This window comes from Amycolatopsis samaneae, assembly GCF_039541975.1.
GTDB classification, from domain to species: domain Bacteria; phylum Actinomycetota; class Actinomycetes; order Mycobacteriales; family Pseudonocardiaceae; genus Amycolatopsis; species Amycolatopsis samaneae.
Genome location: NZ_BAABHG010000023.1, coordinates 23,874 through 39,314 on the forward strand (window position 1 = coordinate 23,874; position 15,441 = coordinate 39,314).

13 protein-coding genes and 1 tRNA gene are annotated in these 15,441 nt (G+C 68.8%); 10 read left to right on the plus strand and 4 right to left on the minus strand.

Going from position 1 to position 15,441, the window contains the following annotated elements:
- Positions 1 to 11 precede the first annotated feature (11 nt).
- The gene (locus tag ABD987_RS40660) at positions 12 to 650 is read right to left on the minus strand and encodes a class I SAM-dependent methyltransferase (protein ID WP_345407600.1); all 639 of its coding nucleotides are present in this window, start codon (positions 648 to 650) and stop codon (positions 12 to 14) included.
- A gap of 847 nt (positions 651 to 1,497) precedes the next feature.
- On the opposite strand from ABD987_RS40660, the gene ABD987_RS40665 reads away from it, so the two are divergent.
- Complete coding sequence (locus tag ABD987_RS40665; protein WP_345407602.1) at positions 1,498 to 2,076, plus strand: SMI1/KNR4 family protein; 579 nt, start codon at positions 1,498 to 1,500, stop codon at positions 2,074 to 2,076.
- Positions 2,077 to 2,289: 213 nt separating this feature from the next.
- Here ABD987_RS40665 and ABD987_RS40670 read toward each other — a convergent pair whose 3' ends face one another.
- Positions 2,290 to 2,604, minus strand: coding sequence for a lactococcin 972 family bacteriocin (locus tag ABD987_RS40670; protein ID WP_345407604.1), 315 nt, complete (start codon positions 2,602 to 2,604; stop codon positions 2,290 to 2,292).
- Between the two features lie 249 nt (positions 2,605 to 2,853).
- A complete protein-coding gene (locus ABD987_RS40675; protein WP_345407606.1) occupies positions 2,854 to 3,735 on the minus strand; it encodes an RICIN domain-containing protein in 882 nt (293 codons plus the stop codon).
- A 315-nt stretch (positions 3,736 to 4,050) separates the two neighbouring features.
- Between ABD987_RS40675 and ABD987_RS40680 the strand changes: the two genes are divergently transcribed.
- The 7 genes from ABD987_RS40680 to ABD987_RS40710 all read left to right on the plus strand — a co-directional run bounded on the left by ABD987_RS40680 (position 4,051) and on the right by ABD987_RS40710 (position 10,456).
- Positions 4,051 to 4,124: transfer RNA gene (locus tag ABD987_RS40680), tRNA-Leu, on the plus strand.
- A 270-nt stretch (positions 4,125 to 4,394) separates the two neighbouring features.
- Positions 4,395 to 5,006, plus strand: coding sequence for an ANTAR domain-containing response regulator (locus ABD987_RS40685; RefSeq protein WP_345407608.1), 612 nt, complete (start codon positions 4,395 to 4,397; stop codon positions 5,004 to 5,006).
- Between the two features lie 448 nt (positions 5,007 to 5,454).
- Positions 5,455 to 6,624 carry a branched-chain amino acid ABC transporter substrate-binding protein gene (locus ABD987_RS40690; RefSeq protein WP_345407783.1) on the plus strand — a complete coding sequence of 390 codons (1,170 nt, stop codon included), beginning with the start codon at positions 5,455 to 5,457 and terminating at the stop codon, positions 6,622 to 6,624.
- A gap of 104 nt (positions 6,625 to 6,728) precedes the next feature.
- Positions 6,729 to 7,736 (plus strand): branched-chain amino acid ABC transporter permease, encoded by a 1,008-nt coding sequence (locus ABD987_RS40695; RefSeq protein WP_345407610.1) that lies wholly within the window; start codon positions 6,729 to 6,731, stop codon positions 7,734 to 7,736.
- A complete protein-coding gene (locus tag ABD987_RS40700) occupies positions 7,733 to 8,839 on the plus strand; it encodes a branched-chain amino acid ABC transporter permease (protein ID WP_345407612.1) in 1,107 nt (368 codons plus the stop codon). The genes ABD987_RS40695 and ABD987_RS40700 overlap by 4 nt, the downstream gene beginning before the upstream one ends.
- Complete coding sequence (locus ABD987_RS40705) at positions 8,836 to 9,756, plus strand: ABC transporter ATP-binding protein (RefSeq protein WP_345407614.1); 921 nt, start codon at positions 8,836 to 8,838, stop codon at positions 9,754 to 9,756. The genes ABD987_RS40700 and ABD987_RS40705 overlap by 4 nt, the downstream gene beginning before the upstream one ends.
- On the plus strand, positions 9,743 to 10,456 hold the full coding sequence (locus tag ABD987_RS40710; RefSeq protein WP_345407616.1) for an ABC transporter ATP-binding protein: 714 nt from the start codon (positions 9,743 to 9,745) through the stop codon (positions 10,454 to 10,456). The genes ABD987_RS40705 and ABD987_RS40710 overlap by 14 nt, the downstream gene beginning before the upstream one ends.
- Positions 10,457 to 10,624: 168 nt before the next feature.
- On the opposite strand, the gene ABD987_RS40715 is transcribed toward ABD987_RS40710, so the two are convergent.
- Positions 10,625 to 11,065 carry a PaaI family thioesterase gene (locus tag ABD987_RS40715; RefSeq protein ID WP_345407618.1) on the minus strand — a complete coding sequence of 147 codons (441 nt, stop codon included), beginning with the start codon at positions 11,063 to 11,065 and terminating at the stop codon, positions 10,625 to 10,627.
- Between the two features lie 62 nt (positions 11,066 to 11,127).
- Between ABD987_RS40715 and polA the strand changes: the two genes are divergently transcribed.
- On the plus strand, positions 11,128 to 13,893 hold the full coding sequence (gene polA / locus ABD987_RS40720) for a DNA polymerase I (RefSeq protein WP_345407620.1): 2,766 nt from the start codon (positions 11,128 to 11,130) through the stop codon (positions 13,891 to 13,893).
- Between the two features lie 424 nt (positions 13,894 to 14,317).
- Positions 14,318 to 15,421, plus strand: coding sequence for a hypothetical protein (locus ABD987_RS40725; protein WP_345407622.1), 1,104 nt, complete (start codon positions 14,318 to 14,320; stop codon positions 15,419 to 15,421).
- Positions 15,422 to 15,441: the final 20 nt, after the last annotated feature.

Consider the following 15,441-nt stretch of genomic DNA (forward strand, 5'->3'; position numbering starts at 1 on the left):
GCCTTTCCTGGCTAGCGTCGCGCGAACAGGACGGCGCCCGGCCGGTCCGTGCCCATGTTGAACTCCCACTGCGCCTCGACGGTGAATCCGGCGTCGCGCAGCCAGGCCGCCATCCGCTCCGGACGGCGGCGGTGGCCATCGACCGTGTCCGGGGCGCCGCGGCCGTCCGCCTCCGCCGATGGCCCGTCGCCGACGTGGAAGCCGGCCTGCAACGGCCCTCCCGGGCGCAGCACGCGGTGGAAATGGCCCAGCACGGTGGGCATGGCGTCGTCGGGGATGTGGATCAGGGACCACCAGGCGATCAGGCCGGCGACCGAGGCGGCGGGGAGGTCCAGATCCGTCATGGAGCCGACCTCGAACCGCAGGCCGGGGTGGTCGGATCGGGCCTGCTCGATCATTCCCGGTGACAGGTCGATGCCGAAGGCGTCGACGCCTTGGTCGTGCAGGTGCGCGGTGACGTGCCCGGGACCGCAGCCGACGTCGGCCACCGGCCCGCCACCGGCGGCCAGTACCTGGCCCGCGAACAGGTCCAGTGCCGCGTTCAGGTGCGGCTGCCGTCCGCCGAGGATGTCCCGCACCACGTCCGCGTAGCCGGCCGCACCGGTGTCGTACGAGGTTCGGGTGTCTGCCAGCCATTCGTCCGCGCTCATGTCGGCATGCTAGTCGCCACGAGACGCGTATCGGAGGGCTTCACTTCACCGTGGGCGCGGTGGTCAGGACGGTCGTCGATGGGACGGTGCGACCCGATAGGTGGGAAACCGTCCGGTTGACGAGACGAGACTGTGACGGAGCACGATGCGCGTTGTCATCGGTGAGGACCAGCGCGCACCCGGCCGCGTCGGTCGGTAGCGCAGCCGCGGCTCGGGCAGGCCGGGATCGAACGGCACGTACGCGCCGCCCGCCCGCCACACCCCGGCTTCGGGTCGCTCGTGCTCATCGTCGCGTGGCTTCGCGGCGCCTTCGTCCGGTTTTCTCGCGCAGAGTGGGAAACCCGGGCCTGGCGCGTCCGGCGATCGGCGCCGCGAGTCCGAAGTGGACCGATCGTCCGCCCGCGTCACCAGGGACGTCTTCGGGACTCGGGCGTGCTCGTGCCGCCGCGTGCGGCGGTCCCGGGTTTCCCGGCTCCATCGGCGCCACGACGCGGGGTGCACGTTCGCTGGGACAGGTACCGCTGATCGGCCGAACACATCCGACGTAAGCCCCGTACCGCGCCTTGTCACCCCATGGCACGTGAGTGGTGCCACGGCAGTGTGCTGCCGGATCGGCGCGTGTCAAAACAGCTTTCCGCAGAAGGAAAACCTCCAGTAGGGTCGCGCTTGATCCGGGAGGTCGAAGGCCGCCCCGGCGGGCGGCGCGCTCGGAATGGACCTTCGCCGAGGCGATCTCGTCGAGCGGGGCCAACCGCTTCGCTAGGATCCGCGACGTACCTTCGGGTCGCGCCGTCGAGGAACGAGGTGACTCGTTCGGGGCCACCCGATCTCGACCAGGAGCAGAGGCATGACAGACGCACGAAGACAGTCCCATGTCGACGAGGTGGCCCACCTCGTCGGCTGGCGGCCCGGGGACTTTCGGCCGGAGCTCGACTGGGCAGCGGTCGAACGCGAGCTGGGCACCCCGTTGCCCGCCGACTACAAGGACCTGCTGACCCGCTTCCCGTCCGGTGGCTTCCGGGACAGCGTCGAGGTGGAGAACCCAGCACAAAGCGCCGCGGAACTCGCGACCGTCAAAAGGAACAACGACCAGCTCCTGGAGATCTTCGCGGACCCGGACACCGGGTACCTCACGCGCGTGTCCTACCGGTTGTTCCCCGAACCCGGTGGGCTGTATCCGTGGGGGAGCGACGGCGCGGGCGGCACGTTCTGGTGGATCACCGACGCGGCGGGCCCGGACACCTGGCGGATCGCCTACAACGACAGGGACGACTGGCACGAACACCCGGGACCGATGTCGAAGGTCATCCACGAACTCCTGGTGAGTACCGGCACGGACAACATCCTGCGGTGGGACATGACCGGGAAACCAGTGGGGTTCACCGGATTCGCGGGAGAACGGATGATCTCCTACCCGGCGCCGTAGACGACGGCTCCGCGCGTGAAACGTCCCTTGTGGACACTTGTGGCCGTCGCATCATCCCGCCGCGGCGGCACCACCTGGGCAGCGCGGAAAGCCATGGCCGCGACTTCGCGTCGCGACCATGGCTTTCCGTGGATCGGCTCACCGTTCCCGCGCCGCGCGAGGCCCGAGCGGGATGCCGGTAGCGCGATCAGCCACCCCCAAGCAGGACCGTGATCAGCAGGAGTCGTCCCAGTATGCCTTGTTGCCGGAGATGGCGGCGCTGATCGTCGCGTGGGACCATGTGCCCGGCGCGGCGCAGCCACTGTGCCGGGTGACGCCACCGCTCCTCACCGAGGATTTGTGCCATTTCGTCGGGTGATAGTAGTCGGAATAGTTGACGCCGAGTGAGACCCCGTAGCTCCAGGTTCCACCGCCCGCGGGCTCCGTGGTGGCGAGCGCGGGCGCCGCCGTACCCGTCATCGCCGTGACGATCGCGGCGGCGACGGTCACCCCCATGCGCGCTCGCCTGGTCCTCCCCGTGGTGGCCATGGCCCGTCCCCGGACGGTCGTGGTCGTACCCCTCGATTTCACAATGGTCTCCCCTGAGTGATGAGGTTGATCGAACTCGTACCGGCACCCCTCGCCGGTTCGGTACCCCGAGTCTTCTCGGCGGGCGGGCGTCCCGGTACCGCGCGGGACGGGGGCGGGACGCGGGATATCGCCGGTACTCGGCACGCGGGACGCGAGGAAGGACCTGGTCACCGAGGTGCGGGACGGCTCGGCGATGGCAGGTCCGGGCTAACCGGTCCGGCGCCGCAGGTTCCAGTGCTGGGTCGGGCTGTCGTGACAGGGCGCCATGACCAGGGCCTCGCCATCGTTGAGCTGGTGGTCCTTGACGTCGAGGCACCGGCGGTCGGCGAGGTTCTCCAGGCGCGCCTGCGCGGTGTGCTGCCAGGCCTGCGCGGGGGAGGCGCTGCAGTCGGACTGCGCCAGTGCCCCGGCCGGGGACGCGGCGAGGCAGCGGTTGCTGAGCACGTTGCGGAAGCGCGTGCCGCCCGGTGCGGCGGGTTCGGCGTGCCAGAGCTGGTTGCGGATGTCGTTCCGGGTGTCCGAGCGCCAGTGCCACAGGTGCGCCTCGGCGCCCTCGTCCTGCGACCAGTTGGCGATGTCGACGACATAGCGCGCGCCGTCGGCGACACCGACCCGCGCGTTCACCAGCATGATCGCCTCGGGCGGTCCCAGGTCGGGCACCGCGGCGTCCTTCTCCGGTGTCTCGCGGGCGAGCCACGCCCCGATTCCCACCAGCAGGACCGCGGTCGCCAGCACACCGGCCACCAGCAGCACCCGGCGCCGCCCTGCCGGCCTGCGTGCCGGCGGGGAACTCCGGCCCGCCCCCACCGGCGCCGGTGCGGGCTTGACCCGGTCGTGCGCGACACCGCTGGCACGTTCCCACACCGTCCGCAGCTCCGTCGCCGGTGACCCGGTGACCCGGCACAGGCTTTCGACCACCTCCCACGGCGGCACCGCCTGCCCGGTGAAGTACCGCGACAACGCCGAGTCGCTGGCATGCACCTCCGGCTCGAGTTGCTTGAGACTCTTACCCGCGGCGCACCTCAGCGCACGCAACCCGTGCGCGAGCCGCTCCCTGGCTTCCGCTTCCTCGTCCTCCTGGTCGCCCATCCCCGCTGACCTCCCCGAACCGACCGCGCCGTGGAACACCCCTCACCCGAAAGCTTTGTCCCGTCGCCGCCGGACCGCATCTGCTCTACGGGGGACTCGCACACTCCAGCGGGCGAATCCGTCCTGCTCGCTCAACGGGGAAATGACCGAGCGTCTCGGGCATGAGAAAACCAGGAACGAAGGACCGGCGGTCTCGGGGCGGACCTCGGCAGCGGAGCGGCGATCTTGCGGCTGAAGCCGCGCGGTCCGACCGCCGGTTCGCCGGGCCCGGTCGGTGCCGCGACTGGCCGATCCCGTAGAGTTTTCCCGGTCACGGCCCCCGTAGCCCAACTGGCAGAGGCAACGGATTCAAAACCCGTCCAGTGTGAGTTCGAATCTCACCGGGGGCACGTCGAGGAACCCCACAAGCCCGGCTCGCGCTCGCCGCGGGCCCGCTGTGGTCGGCAGCCCTCCGTCTTCTTTCTCCGCGAGGTGGTCGACCTCGAACAGCGATCTCCGTGCCGTTCTCCGCCGGACACCCCGGTTCCGCGAGAAGACAGGTGTCGCCTGGACCACTTCGTGGTGAACGCCATCCCCGCCGACTGGATCGTTCCCGGTAGGCTGCGGATTCGCGGGTATCCGCGAACCAACCGTCCCGCCGAGCCGTCAGGAGGACCCCGGTGACCGAGCAGGCTGCCGAGGCCAACGGTGCCGCCACCGTGCCGCAGCGTCGGGTACTCGTCGCGGAGGACGAAGCACTCATCCGGCTGGACCTGGTCGAGATGTTGCGTGAAGAGGGCTACGAGGTCGTCGGCGAGGCCGGCGACGGCGAGCAGGCGATCAACCTCGCCACCGAGCTGAAGCCCGATCTGGTCATCCTCGACGTCAAGATGCCGAAACTCGACGGGATCGAGGCGGCGTCCAAGATCACCGGCGACCGGATCGCGCCGGTCGTCATCCTCACCGCGTTCAGCCAGCGCGACCTGGTCGAGCGGGCGCGCGACGCCGGGACGATGGCCTATCTGGTCAAGCCGTTCGCCAAGCGCGACCTGGTGCCCGCCATCGAGCTCGCGGTCAGCCGGTTCGCCGAGCTGCAGGCGCTCGAGTCCGAGGTCGCGGGGCTCACCGAACGGCTCGAAACCCGCAAGGTCATCGACCGGGCGAAGGGGCTGCTGATGAGCCGCCAGGGGCTTACCGAGCCCGACGCCTTCCGCTGGATCCAGCGGACCGCGATGGACCGGCGGACCACGATGAAGGCGGTCGCCGAGGCCGTCGTCGAGAGTATCGGCTGACCCACCCGAGACAGGGAACGGGCGCGACCTGACCGGTCGCGCCCGTTTTTCTTTGCGCGCCGTCCCGCTCGCCGGTCTGGTGTCGCTGCCTGAACGGGCACATTTAGTATCTTCGGGGCCCCGAACATCTGAACCGGCGCCAAGAACCGGGCGGGAGCCCTAAGCTCGCTCGCAATTCGGGTCGAAGCTGTCAAGTCTTCACTCGATGTCAACCGAGTACTCAGCGTTATCACCCGATTGTCACAATGCGACGATCGGGTGTAAATCGTCCGTTAACGCTCGTGACGACCGTCACGATGTGGATACAAGAGCTCGAGTGACTCTGTGCAACACCGCTACCGGCGGCTACGTTCAGCGCCCAGTCAAGTCCTACGGGACTGCCGCTCACCAGGGCGGCTGGTCGGCATTTGGAGGAAGAGTGTCAAGAGCACGACTCACGCGGATCATCGTGCTGGCAGCGGCCGCCTCAGTGGCGCTGACTGCGTGCGCGGCGCGTGACCAGGGCGGTTCCGGCGGCAACACCAACTCGTCGGCGGCCGCACCGCAGCAGGCGGCCAACGCGGCGGACCCCAAGGGCGACGGCAAGGCCCAGTGCTCCGGGGTGACCCTCGCCTACATCGGCACCATCAACGGTGACAACGCCGCGCTCGGCCAGAACATCCTCTACGGCGTGGACCTTGCCGTGAAGCAGCACAACCAGGCCAACCCCGGCTGCCAGGTCGCCCTCAAGCAGTTCGACACCGAAGGCAAGCCGGACAAGGCGCCCGGTGTCGTTGCGCAGGCCATCAGCGAGGCCCCGATCCTGGGCGCGATCGGCCTGCCCTTCTCCGGCGAGTCGAAGGCCACCGGCGACCTGTTCGAGCGGGCCGGTCTCGTGCACATCACGCCCTCGGCGACCAACCCGGCACTGGCCGACCACGGCTGGAAGACCTTCTTCCGCGGCATGGGCAACGACAGCGTGCAGGGTCCCGCCGCGGCGAAGTTCATCACCGACAAGCTCAAGGCCAACAAGGTCTGCGTCGTCGAGGACGACTCCGAATACGGCACCGGCCTCGCCTCCCAGGTGAAGCAGGCGCTGGGCAGCAAGGCCACCTGCTCGGACAAGGTCAAGACCAAGCAGACCGACTTCTCGGCCGTGGTCAACAAGATCGCCAGCGAGAAGCCGGACGCGATCTTCTACGCCGGTTACTACAACGAGGGCGCGCCGTTCGCGCAGCAGCTCAACGACAAGGGCGTCACCGCGAAGTTCGTCGGCCCGGACGGCGTGAAGGACCAGGAATTCGTCAAGAACGCGGGTAACGCCGCGGGCAGCGCGTACTTCACCTGCCCGTGCGTGCCGGAGGACAACTTCAAGGACTTCACCGCCGCCTACAAGCAGACCGAGGGCCGCGACCCGGGCACCTACTCGCCGGAGGGCTACGACTCCGCGACCGTTCTGCTGAAGGGCATCGACAAGGGCGTCAAGGACCGGGCCGGTCTGCTCGACTTCGTCAAGAACTACGACGGCCAGGGCCTGACCAAGAAGTTCAAGTGGAACGAGAAGGGCGAGCTTTCCGACGTGCCCGTCTGGAGCTACAAGGTCGACAACGGCAAGATCGTCAACAACGGCCAGATCTGATTTCCGTCAACCTTGCCTGTTCAAACAGGTGACTCGGGCATGCGCGTGGGGGCCGATCGCCTCCGCGCGCATGCCCGAGCCGTACCCGGAGAGAACGAGAATCCGTGCACCCCACGCTGACTCCGTTCCTGGCTGAATCCGACACGTGGATCCACTTCGATGTGAACACGTTCCTCGGACAGTTCTGGAACAACACGTTCGACGGGCTGACCCAGGGAGCGATCTACGCGTTGATCGCCCTGGGGTACACCCTCGTCTACGGTGTCCTCAAACTGATCAACTTCGCCCATTCCGAGGTCTTCATCGTCGGGACCTTCGCCGCCTGGCTGACGTTCTACCTGCTCGGCTTCCGGCCCGGCGCCGACCCCGTCCTCGGGGTCGGGGAACTCATCCTCTATCTCGGCCTCGCGCTGATCGCGGCGGTGGCGGTGTCCGGTCTGACCGCCGTCGGCCTCGAACGCGTCGCCTATCGGCCACTGCGCAACCGCAACGCGCCGAAACTGGTCTTCCTGATCACCGCGATCGGTGCCTCCTTCGTCCTGCAGCAGACGCTGAAGCTCATCTTCGGCCTCAACGCGCAGCGCTCGATCCGGCTGCTCACCCCGCAGCCGCTGTTCGAGGTCTTCGGCGCCACGATCACCGACCGGGACATCCTGATCGTCGTCGCCTCGGTGCTGGCCTGGCTCGTGGCGGACTACTTCGTCAACCGCACCAAGGTGGGTCGCGGCATCCGCGCGGTCGCGCAGGATCCGGACACCGCGACGCTGATGGGCGTCAACAAGGAACGGGTCATCATCGTGACCTTCCTCGTCGGCGGTCTGCTCGCCGGCGCGGCCGCGCTGTTCTATCTGATGAAGATCCCGTCCGGCGCGATCTACAACGGCGGATTCCTGCTGGGCATCAAGGCGTTCGCCGCCGCGGTCCTCGGCGGTATCGGCAACCTGCGTGGCGCATTGCTGGGAGGGCTCCTGCTCGGCGTCGTCGAGAATTACGGCCAGTCGCTGTTCGGCGGCGAGTGGAAGGACGTCGTCGCGTTCGTCGTCCTGGTGCTGGTCCTCATGCTCCGCCCGACCGGCATCCTGGGCGAGTCACTCGGGAAGGCACGGGTATGACCACTCACAAAACCCCCGCGCGCCCGTCGATCCGGGAGCGCTGGAACAGTCTGAGCCGTCCCGCCCAGTGGGGCATCCTCATCCCGCTGGTCGTGCTGATCTACTTCCTCCCGTGGCTGAACCCGCCGCTGCTGGCCACGACGGGTACCGACTTCCCGACCGCGATGTTCGACGTGGCCCGCTACGCGCTGGTCGCCGTCGGCCTCAACGTCGTGGTCGGCCAGGCGGGCCTGCTCGACCTCGGCTACGTCGGCTTCTTCGCCGTCGGCGCCTATGTCGCGGCGCTGTTCACCAGCCCGAGTTCGAGCCTGTCGAAGCTGCCCTACATCTGGACGCTGCCGCTGGCGATGGCGATCACGATGATCTTCGGCGTCATCCTCGGCACTCCGACGCTCCGGCTACGCGGTGACTACCTCGCCATCGTGACGCTGGGCTTCGGCGAGATCATCCGGCTGATCGCGGACAACGTCGGCCCGCTGCGCGGCCAGTCGGGTTTCGAAGCGGTCGGGTCCGACGCCGCGGGCAAACCGTTCCTGGCGAACGCGGGTCTCTGGTACGTCCTGACGGTCACGGTCATCATCGCCGTGCTGCTGCTGGTCGGCAACCTGGAACGCAGCCGGGTCGGCCGTGCCTGGGTCGCCATCCGGGAGGACGAGGACGCCGCCGAGATCATGGGCGTGGCCACGTACAAGTTCAAGATCTGGGCGTTCGTCATCGGTGCGGCGATCGGCGGTCTTTCCGGCGCGCTCTACGCCGGTAAGCTGGGCTTCGTCAACAACCAGTCGTTCGACGTGGTGACCTCGATGCTGTTCCTGGCCGCGGTGGTGCTCGGCGGGGCGGGCAACAAGGTGGGCGTGCTGCTCGGCGCCGTCGTCGTGGCGTACCTGCCGCTGCGGTTCGTGCAGATCGCCGAGTACAACTACCTCATCTTCGGTATCGCGCTGATCGTCCTGATGATCTTTCGCCCGCAGGGCCTGCTCGGCGCGCGTCAGCGGCTGCTGGCGCGGGGGAGGCAGGCGTACCAGCGGTTGCTCGGCAAGGGCGAGCAGATCAGCGGGGACAGCGCGCTCGCCGCGGAACCGACTCCAGGGGGCAAGGCATGACGCAGCCACACGACGGCGCCCAGCCGGTCGAAGGCGGTCTCGTGGCCGAGGTCGAGCAGATGACCGAGGAGCAGCGCGCCGAGCACTTCGCCGAGGTCGCCGAGGTCGTCGCGCCCGACCGTGACATCGCGGTCGACGTCGGCCAGACCCTGTTGCGACTTCAGGACGTCACGGTGCGCTTCGGCGGGCTCGTGGCGCTGGATTCGGTGTCCTTCGGCATCCGCCGCGGCGAGATCCTCGGGCTCATCGGCCCGAACGGCGCGGGGAAGACGACCTGCTTCAACGCGATGACCGGCGTCTACCGGCCCAGTTCGGGCCAGGTGCTGCTGGAGGACAAGCCTCTCGGCAAGGCCAACCGGCACGTCATCACCCAGCGCGGTATCGCGCGGACGTTCCAGAACATCCGGCTCTTCGGCGAAATGACCGCGCTGGAGAACGTCGTCGTCGGGGCGGATGCCCGCCACAAGACGAGCGTGCTCGGCGCGTTGCTGAGGCTGCCGCGGCATCACCGCGAAGAGCGTCAGGCGGTCGACCGCGCGATGGCGCTGCTGGAGTTCGTGGGCATCGCCGACCGCGCCGCGGAGAAGGCGAAGAACCTGCCCTACGGCTACCAGCGGCGCCTGGAGATCGCGCGGGCGCTGGCCACCGAGCCGAAACTGCTCTGCCTCGACGAGCCCGCCGCCGGGTTCAACCCGGCGGAGAAGGAAGAGCTCATGGGGCTGATCCGGACGATCCGCGACGACGGCTACACCGTCCTGCTGATCGAACACGACATGAAACTCGTCATGGGCGTGACCGACCGGATCGTGGTTCTGGAGTTCGGCAAGAAGATCGCCGAAGGACTGCCGGCCGAGATCAGGGAGAACCCCGCTGTGATCGCCGCCTATCTGGGAGTGCCCGACGATGACGTTGCTTGAACTGTCCGATGTGTCCGTCCACTATGGCCGGATCCAGGCCGTGTCCGGACTGTCCATCACGGTCAACGAGGGCGAGATCGTCACGCTGATCGGCGCCAACGGCGCGGGCAAGTCCACCACGATGCGGGCGATCTCCGGGATCCGCCCGGTGTCGAACGGGACGATCACCTTCGCCGGGGAGAACATCACCAAGCTGCGCGCCGATCTGCGGGTGGTGCGGGGCATCTCGCAGTCGCCGGAGGGCCGCGGGATCTTCCCCGGCATGACGGTGATGGAAAACCTCGACATGGGCGCGTACGCGCGCAAGGACCGCAAGGATCTCGGTCCCGACCTGGACCGCGTGTTCGAGCTGTTCCCCCGGCTGGCCGAACGCAAGACCCAGCTCGGCGGCACGATGTCCGGTGGCGAGCAGCAGATGCTCGCGATCGGGCGCGCGCTGATGGCGAAGCCGAAACTGCTGTTGCTCGACGAGCCCTCGATGGGTCTCGCCCCGCAGTTCATCCAGCAGATCTTCCGGATCGTCACCGAGATCAACAAACAGGGCACCACGGTGCTGCTCGTCGAGCAGAACGCGCAGCAGGCGCTGTCGCGGGCGCACCGGGCCTACGTGCTCGAAACCGGGCAGATCACGAAGTCCGGTACCGGTAAGGAACTCCTGGCCGACGCGAGCATCAAGGAGGCCTACCTCGGCGTCGGCTGAGGTGGCGGCTCATGCGCCCCAATGTGGCGTTCGGTGCGTCCAACGCACCGAACGCCACATTGGGTGCGTGGAATCGGGGCTGGGCGCGCAGCGTCTCCGTTGAGGGTGGCGGTGGGGGCAAGGAGCGGAGCACCCAATGCCACATTGGGGCGTTTGCCGCGCGGGGTGTCAGGGAGTCGGCGCGGCGCCCAGTACGGCGCAGGTGAGCCGCGCGGTGCAGGTGCGGCGGTCCTGCTCGTCGGTCAGCACGATCTCCGCGGTGATCGTGCTCCGCCCGACGTGCAACGGTGTCGCGACACCCGTGACGATCCCGGACCGGACCCCGCGGTGGTGCGTGCAGGACAGTTCCAGGCCCACCGCCGCGCGGTCGGGCCCGGCGTTGAGCGCGGCCACGGTGGAACCGAGCGCCTCGGCGAGCACGGCGTTCGCGCCGCCGTGCAGCAGGCCGTAGGGCTGCAGGTTGCCCTTGACCGGCATGGTGCCGACCACGCGTTCGGGCGTCAGCTCGATGATCTCCATGCCGATCTTGTCGTTGAGCTGCTGGTCGGCGACCGTGGGGTCGACGCCGGCGAACGGCTGGAGGGCTTCGCCGCCCTGGTGGTTCGTCACGTAGTGCTCCTCTGACCATGCGACACGTAAGAGTGTCGGACCCTCAGCCTAGACTCGCCCCCGTGAGCCCGAGTGAGAACCGACCCGTCGCCAACGTCACAGCCCCCGCCCCGGGAGCCGCAGCCACCGCCACCGCCGAGGGCGCGCGGCCGAGACTGCTGCTCATCGACGGCCATTCGATGGCCTACCGGGCGTTCTTCGCCCTGCCCGCGGAGAACTTCCGCACGAAGACCGGGCAGGTCACGAACGCGGTGTTCGGGTTCACCTCGATGCTCATCAACCTGCTGCGCGACGAGGTGCCCACCCACCTCGCCGTCGCGTTCGACCTGTCCCGCAAGACCTTCCGGTCGGAGGCCTACGCCGAGTACAAGGCGAACCGCAGCACCACGCCGGACGAGTTCAAGGGCCAGGTCGGCCTGGTCGAAGAGGTCCTCGCGGTGCTGAACATCCCGGCGCTGACAAAGGAGAACTACGAGGCCGACGACATCATCGCCACGCTCACCACCCAGGCGGTCGCCGACGGTTTCGAGGTGCTCATCTGTACCGGCGACCGCGACGCGCTGCAACTGGTGAACGAGCACGTCACGGTGCTCTACCCCAAGCGCGGGGTGTCGGACCTGGTCCGGTTCACGCCGGAGGCGGTGGAGGAGAAGTACGGGCTCACCCCCCGGCAGTACCCGGACTTCGCCGCGCTGCGCGGGGACCCGTCGGACAACCTGCCCAGCATCCCCGGCGTCGGCGAGAAGACGGCGGCGAAGTGGATCCGCCAGTTCGGCTCGCTCGGCGAGCTGATCGACCGGGTCGACGAGGTCAAGGGCAAGGTCGGCGAGTCACTGCGGGCACACCTGACCTCGGTCTCGCTGAACCGGCAGCTCACCGAGCTGATCCGCGACGTCGAACTCGGGGTCGCCCCGTCCGGTCTCGAGCTGCGCCCCTGGGACCGGGAGGCGGTGCACCGGATCTTCGACGAGCTGGAGTTCCGGGTGCTGCGCGACCGGCTGTTCGCCACGCTCAGCAGCGCCGAGCCGGAGGCCGACGAGGGGTTCGAGGTCAGCGGGGGAGCGCTCACCCCCGGCGGGCTCGCCGAGTGGCTCGCCGCGCACACGCGGGAGGAGAAGCCGGTCGCGGTGTCCTTCCGCACCACTGGCGCGTCGGTCCGGTCGGACCTGAAGGCGCTCGCCTTCGCCGCGCCGGACGGCGAGGGCGCCTACCTCGACGTCACCGGGATGGACGAGGCCGACGACAAGGCGCTCGCCGGGTGGCTGGCGGATCCGGCGGCTCGCAAGGTCGGCCACGACCTCAAGGTGCCGCTGCACGCGCTGCGGGCCCGGGGCTGGGCGGTCGCCGGGCTGGTGATGGACACCGCGCTGGCCGCGTACCTGGTGCGTCCCGGCCAGCGCACCTTCGAGCTGGACGACCTCGTGCTGCGGTACCTGCAGCGGGAGCTGCGCTCGGAGGCCGCCGGGGACGACGGCCAGCTGTCGCTGCTCGACGGCGGGGCGGAAGGCCTGGAGCAGAAGGAAATCACCGACGAGCTGGTCAAGGCGCGCGCGATCGCCGAGCTGTCGGTGGCGCTGGCCGAGGAGGTCGAGGAGACCGGCGGCAGCGGCCTGCTGGCGGAGCTGGAGCTGCCGCTGCTGGAGGTCATCACCGAGCTGGAGATCGCCGGGATCGCCGTCGACATCGAGCAGCTGACCGAGCTGGAGGCGCACTACCTCGGCCGGGTCACGCAGGCGGCGGACGAGGCGTACGCCGTGATCGGCAAGCAGATCAACCTCGGTTCGCCGAAGCAGCTGCAGGTCGTGCTGTTCGACGAGCTGGGCATGCCGAAGACCAAGCGCACCAAGACCGGCTATACCACCGATGCCGAGGCGCTGCAGGGGCTGTTCGAGAAGACCGAGCACCCCTTCCTGCAGCACCTGCTCGAACACCGGGACGCCACCAAGCTGCGCACCACGGTCGAGGGGCTGATCAAGTCCGTCGCCGACGACGGCCGGATCCACACCACGTTGCAGCAGACCATCGCCGCCACCGGCCGGCTGTCCTCTGTGGACCCGAACCTGCAGAACATCCCGGTGCGCACCGAGGAGGGCCGCCGCATCCGGGACGCGTTCGTCGTCGGCGAGGGCTACGCGGAGCTGATGACCGCGGACTACAGCCAGATCGAAATGCGGATCATGGCGCACCTGTCGCAGGACGAGGGGCTGATCGAGGCCTTCAACAGCGGCGAGGACCTGCACACGTTCGTGGCGTCGCGGGCGTTCTCGCTGCCGCCGGAGGAGATCACGCCCGAGCTTCGCTACCGCGTCAAGGCGATGTCGTACGGGCTGGCCTACGGGCTTTCCGCCTACGGGCTGTCCTCCCAGCTGCGGATCTCCACCGAGGAGGCCAAGGCGCAGATGGACGCCTACTTCGCCCGGTTCGGCGGGGTGCGGGACTACCTGCACTCGGTCGTGGGCGAGGCCGCGAAGGTCGGCTACACCGAGACGATCTTCGGGCGCCGCCGGTACCTGCCGGACCTCAACAGCGACAACCGGCAGCGGCGGGAGATGGCCGAGCGGATGGCGTTGAACGCGCCCATCCAGGGCAGCGCGGCGGACATCATCAAGGTCGCCATGCTCAACGTGCACCGCGCGCTGGTGGAGGCGAAGCTGCGCAGCCGGGTGCTGCTGCAGGTGCACGACGAGCTCGTGCTCGAGGTCGCCGAAGGCGAGCGCGACGAGGTGGAGAAGCTCGTGCGCGAGGGGATGGGCTCGGCCTACGAACTCGCCGTACCGCTGGAGGTTTCGGTCGGTTACGGCCGATCCTGGAACGAAGCCGCGCACTAGCGGAGCGCGAACCGCCGAAGGCCGTCACGGGCACAGGTCTCGTGACGGCCTTTCGTCGTGTTCTCCGGGAATTGTCGCCACGCGCGCCGTGTTCGGGCCGGTACCGGTAGTTTCGAAAGATTGCTTCCTGCTCGGCAAGTAACCGGGTTTCACCGCGAAGCGCCCCAGGACGCCGAAGCGTCCACAGTGGACGATCAAGCCGCTCGCGCTCCGGATGACTCCGGCGTCACCTGATGTGACGTGTCGAGGGACGCCGATCGGGGGAGCGCGTTGCTCCGGGCAGGTCCGCTTGTATGAAGTTTCCGCGCCGGTGACGCCATCCGCGTAGGGTTCCTGCGGTGGGGTTCGAACGCGAGCGAAGACGCTGGCGCGTCCGGGGTGATTACGGGCTGAACCACGGCGCGGCACCGGACGGGCCACCGCGATGACCACCGGAACGCTCACCGCCGCGAAACCGGTCCGCGTCCCGACACGGACGGCGTTGTCCCGGCTGCGTGCGGTGCTGCTCGCCGGCACACTCGTCATGCTGGTCACCTCGGTCCTCGCGGTGCGGAACGTGCTGGACACCGCGGAAGTCGTCCGGGACAGAACCACCCAGGCCGTCCTGGAAACCGCGGCGGCGCGGAACGCGCTGATTTCCGCCGACAACGCCGCGATCACGAGCTTCTATTCGGGCGACTCGCAACTGGCCGGACCGGGGCGGGAGTACGAGAACCAGATGACGGTGGCGAGCCAGAGCCTCGCCCGCGTCGCCGAATTCAACCAGGCGGGCGAGGCTGGGGCCAGCGCGCTCGAAGTCGTCGAAGGGCTCGTCGCCGCGTATTCGGGTTCTATCGGCCAGGCGGACGCGCACTACCGGCGCGGCGGCGGGGCACTGATCGGCACGGCGGACCTGTGGTACGCCTCGCGCCTGCTGCACGAACTGGTCGGCGTCCTCACCGATCTGCAGACTCTGCAGCGTCAGGCACTGGACCGGCAGATCGCGGCGGACGGGATGAGCCAGGGCGTGCTGCCCCTGTGGCTGCTGCCGCCCGCCACGCTGCTGGTGCTGCTCGTGCTCACCCAGGTCTTCCTCGGCAGGCGGTTCCGGCGCGTGCTCAACGTCCCGCTGATCGCGGCGAGCCTGCTGACGATAGGGATCGTGGCCGCGCTCGGCTGGACGCTGGTGCTGGCGCAACGCCTGGACGAGGTCCGGGACCGTACCGACGTGCTGCTCGCCGACCGGCAGGCCGACATCGTGGCACTCGACGCCAGGGGAAAGGCGATGCTGGTCGCGCTGCTGAAGGAAAAATGCGGGTACTGCGGCGTGAGCGTCGATACCTTCGTCGCCGGGGCGCCGCGAGGTGACGCGGTGCCCGGTGACCCGGCCCGGATCACCGAGGGCGCGTCGGAGGTGGCCACGCTCGCCGGGTCCGCGACCAGGACGGGCGGGTTGCCCGTGTTCGTCAGCGCCGCCGCGCTCGCCGACGGCGTGCTCATCCTGCTCGGGTTGTACGCCCGGATCGACGAATACCGGTACCGGGCATGAACGTCGTGAAGGGAAGGGGG

Coding starts and splice junctions, on each gene's coding strand:
- ABD987_RS40700 (WP_345407612.1), top strand. CDS start 7,733: ATGACCACTCACAAAACCCCCGCGCGCCCGTCGATCCGGGAGCGCTGG.
- ABD987_RS40705 (WP_345407614.1), top strand. CDS start 8,836: ATGACGCAGCCACACGACGGCGCCCAGCCGGTCGAAGGCGGTCTCGTG.
- ABD987_RS40670 (WP_345407604.1), bottom strand. CDS start 2,604: ATGGCCACCACGGGGAGGACCAGGCGAGCGCGCATGGGGGTGACCGTC.
- ABD987_RS40660 (WP_345407600.1), bottom strand. CDS start 650: ATGAGCGCGGACGAATGGCTGGCAGACACCCGAACCTCGTACGACACC.
- ABD987_RS40725 (WP_345407622.1), top strand. CDS start 14,318: ATGACCACCGGAACGCTCACCGCCGCGAAACCGGTCCGCGTCCCGACA.
- ABD987_RS40665 (WP_345407602.1), top strand. CDS start 1,498: ATGACAGACGCACGAAGACAGTCCCATGTCGACGAGGTGGCCCACCTC.
- ABD987_RS40710 (WP_345407616.1), top strand. CDS start 9,743: ATGACGTTGCTTGAACTGTCCGATGTGTCCGTCCACTATGGCCGGATC.
- ABD987_RS40675 (WP_345407606.1), bottom strand. CDS start 3,735: ATGGGCGACCAGGAGGACGAGGAAGCGGAAGCCAGGGAGCGGCTCGCG.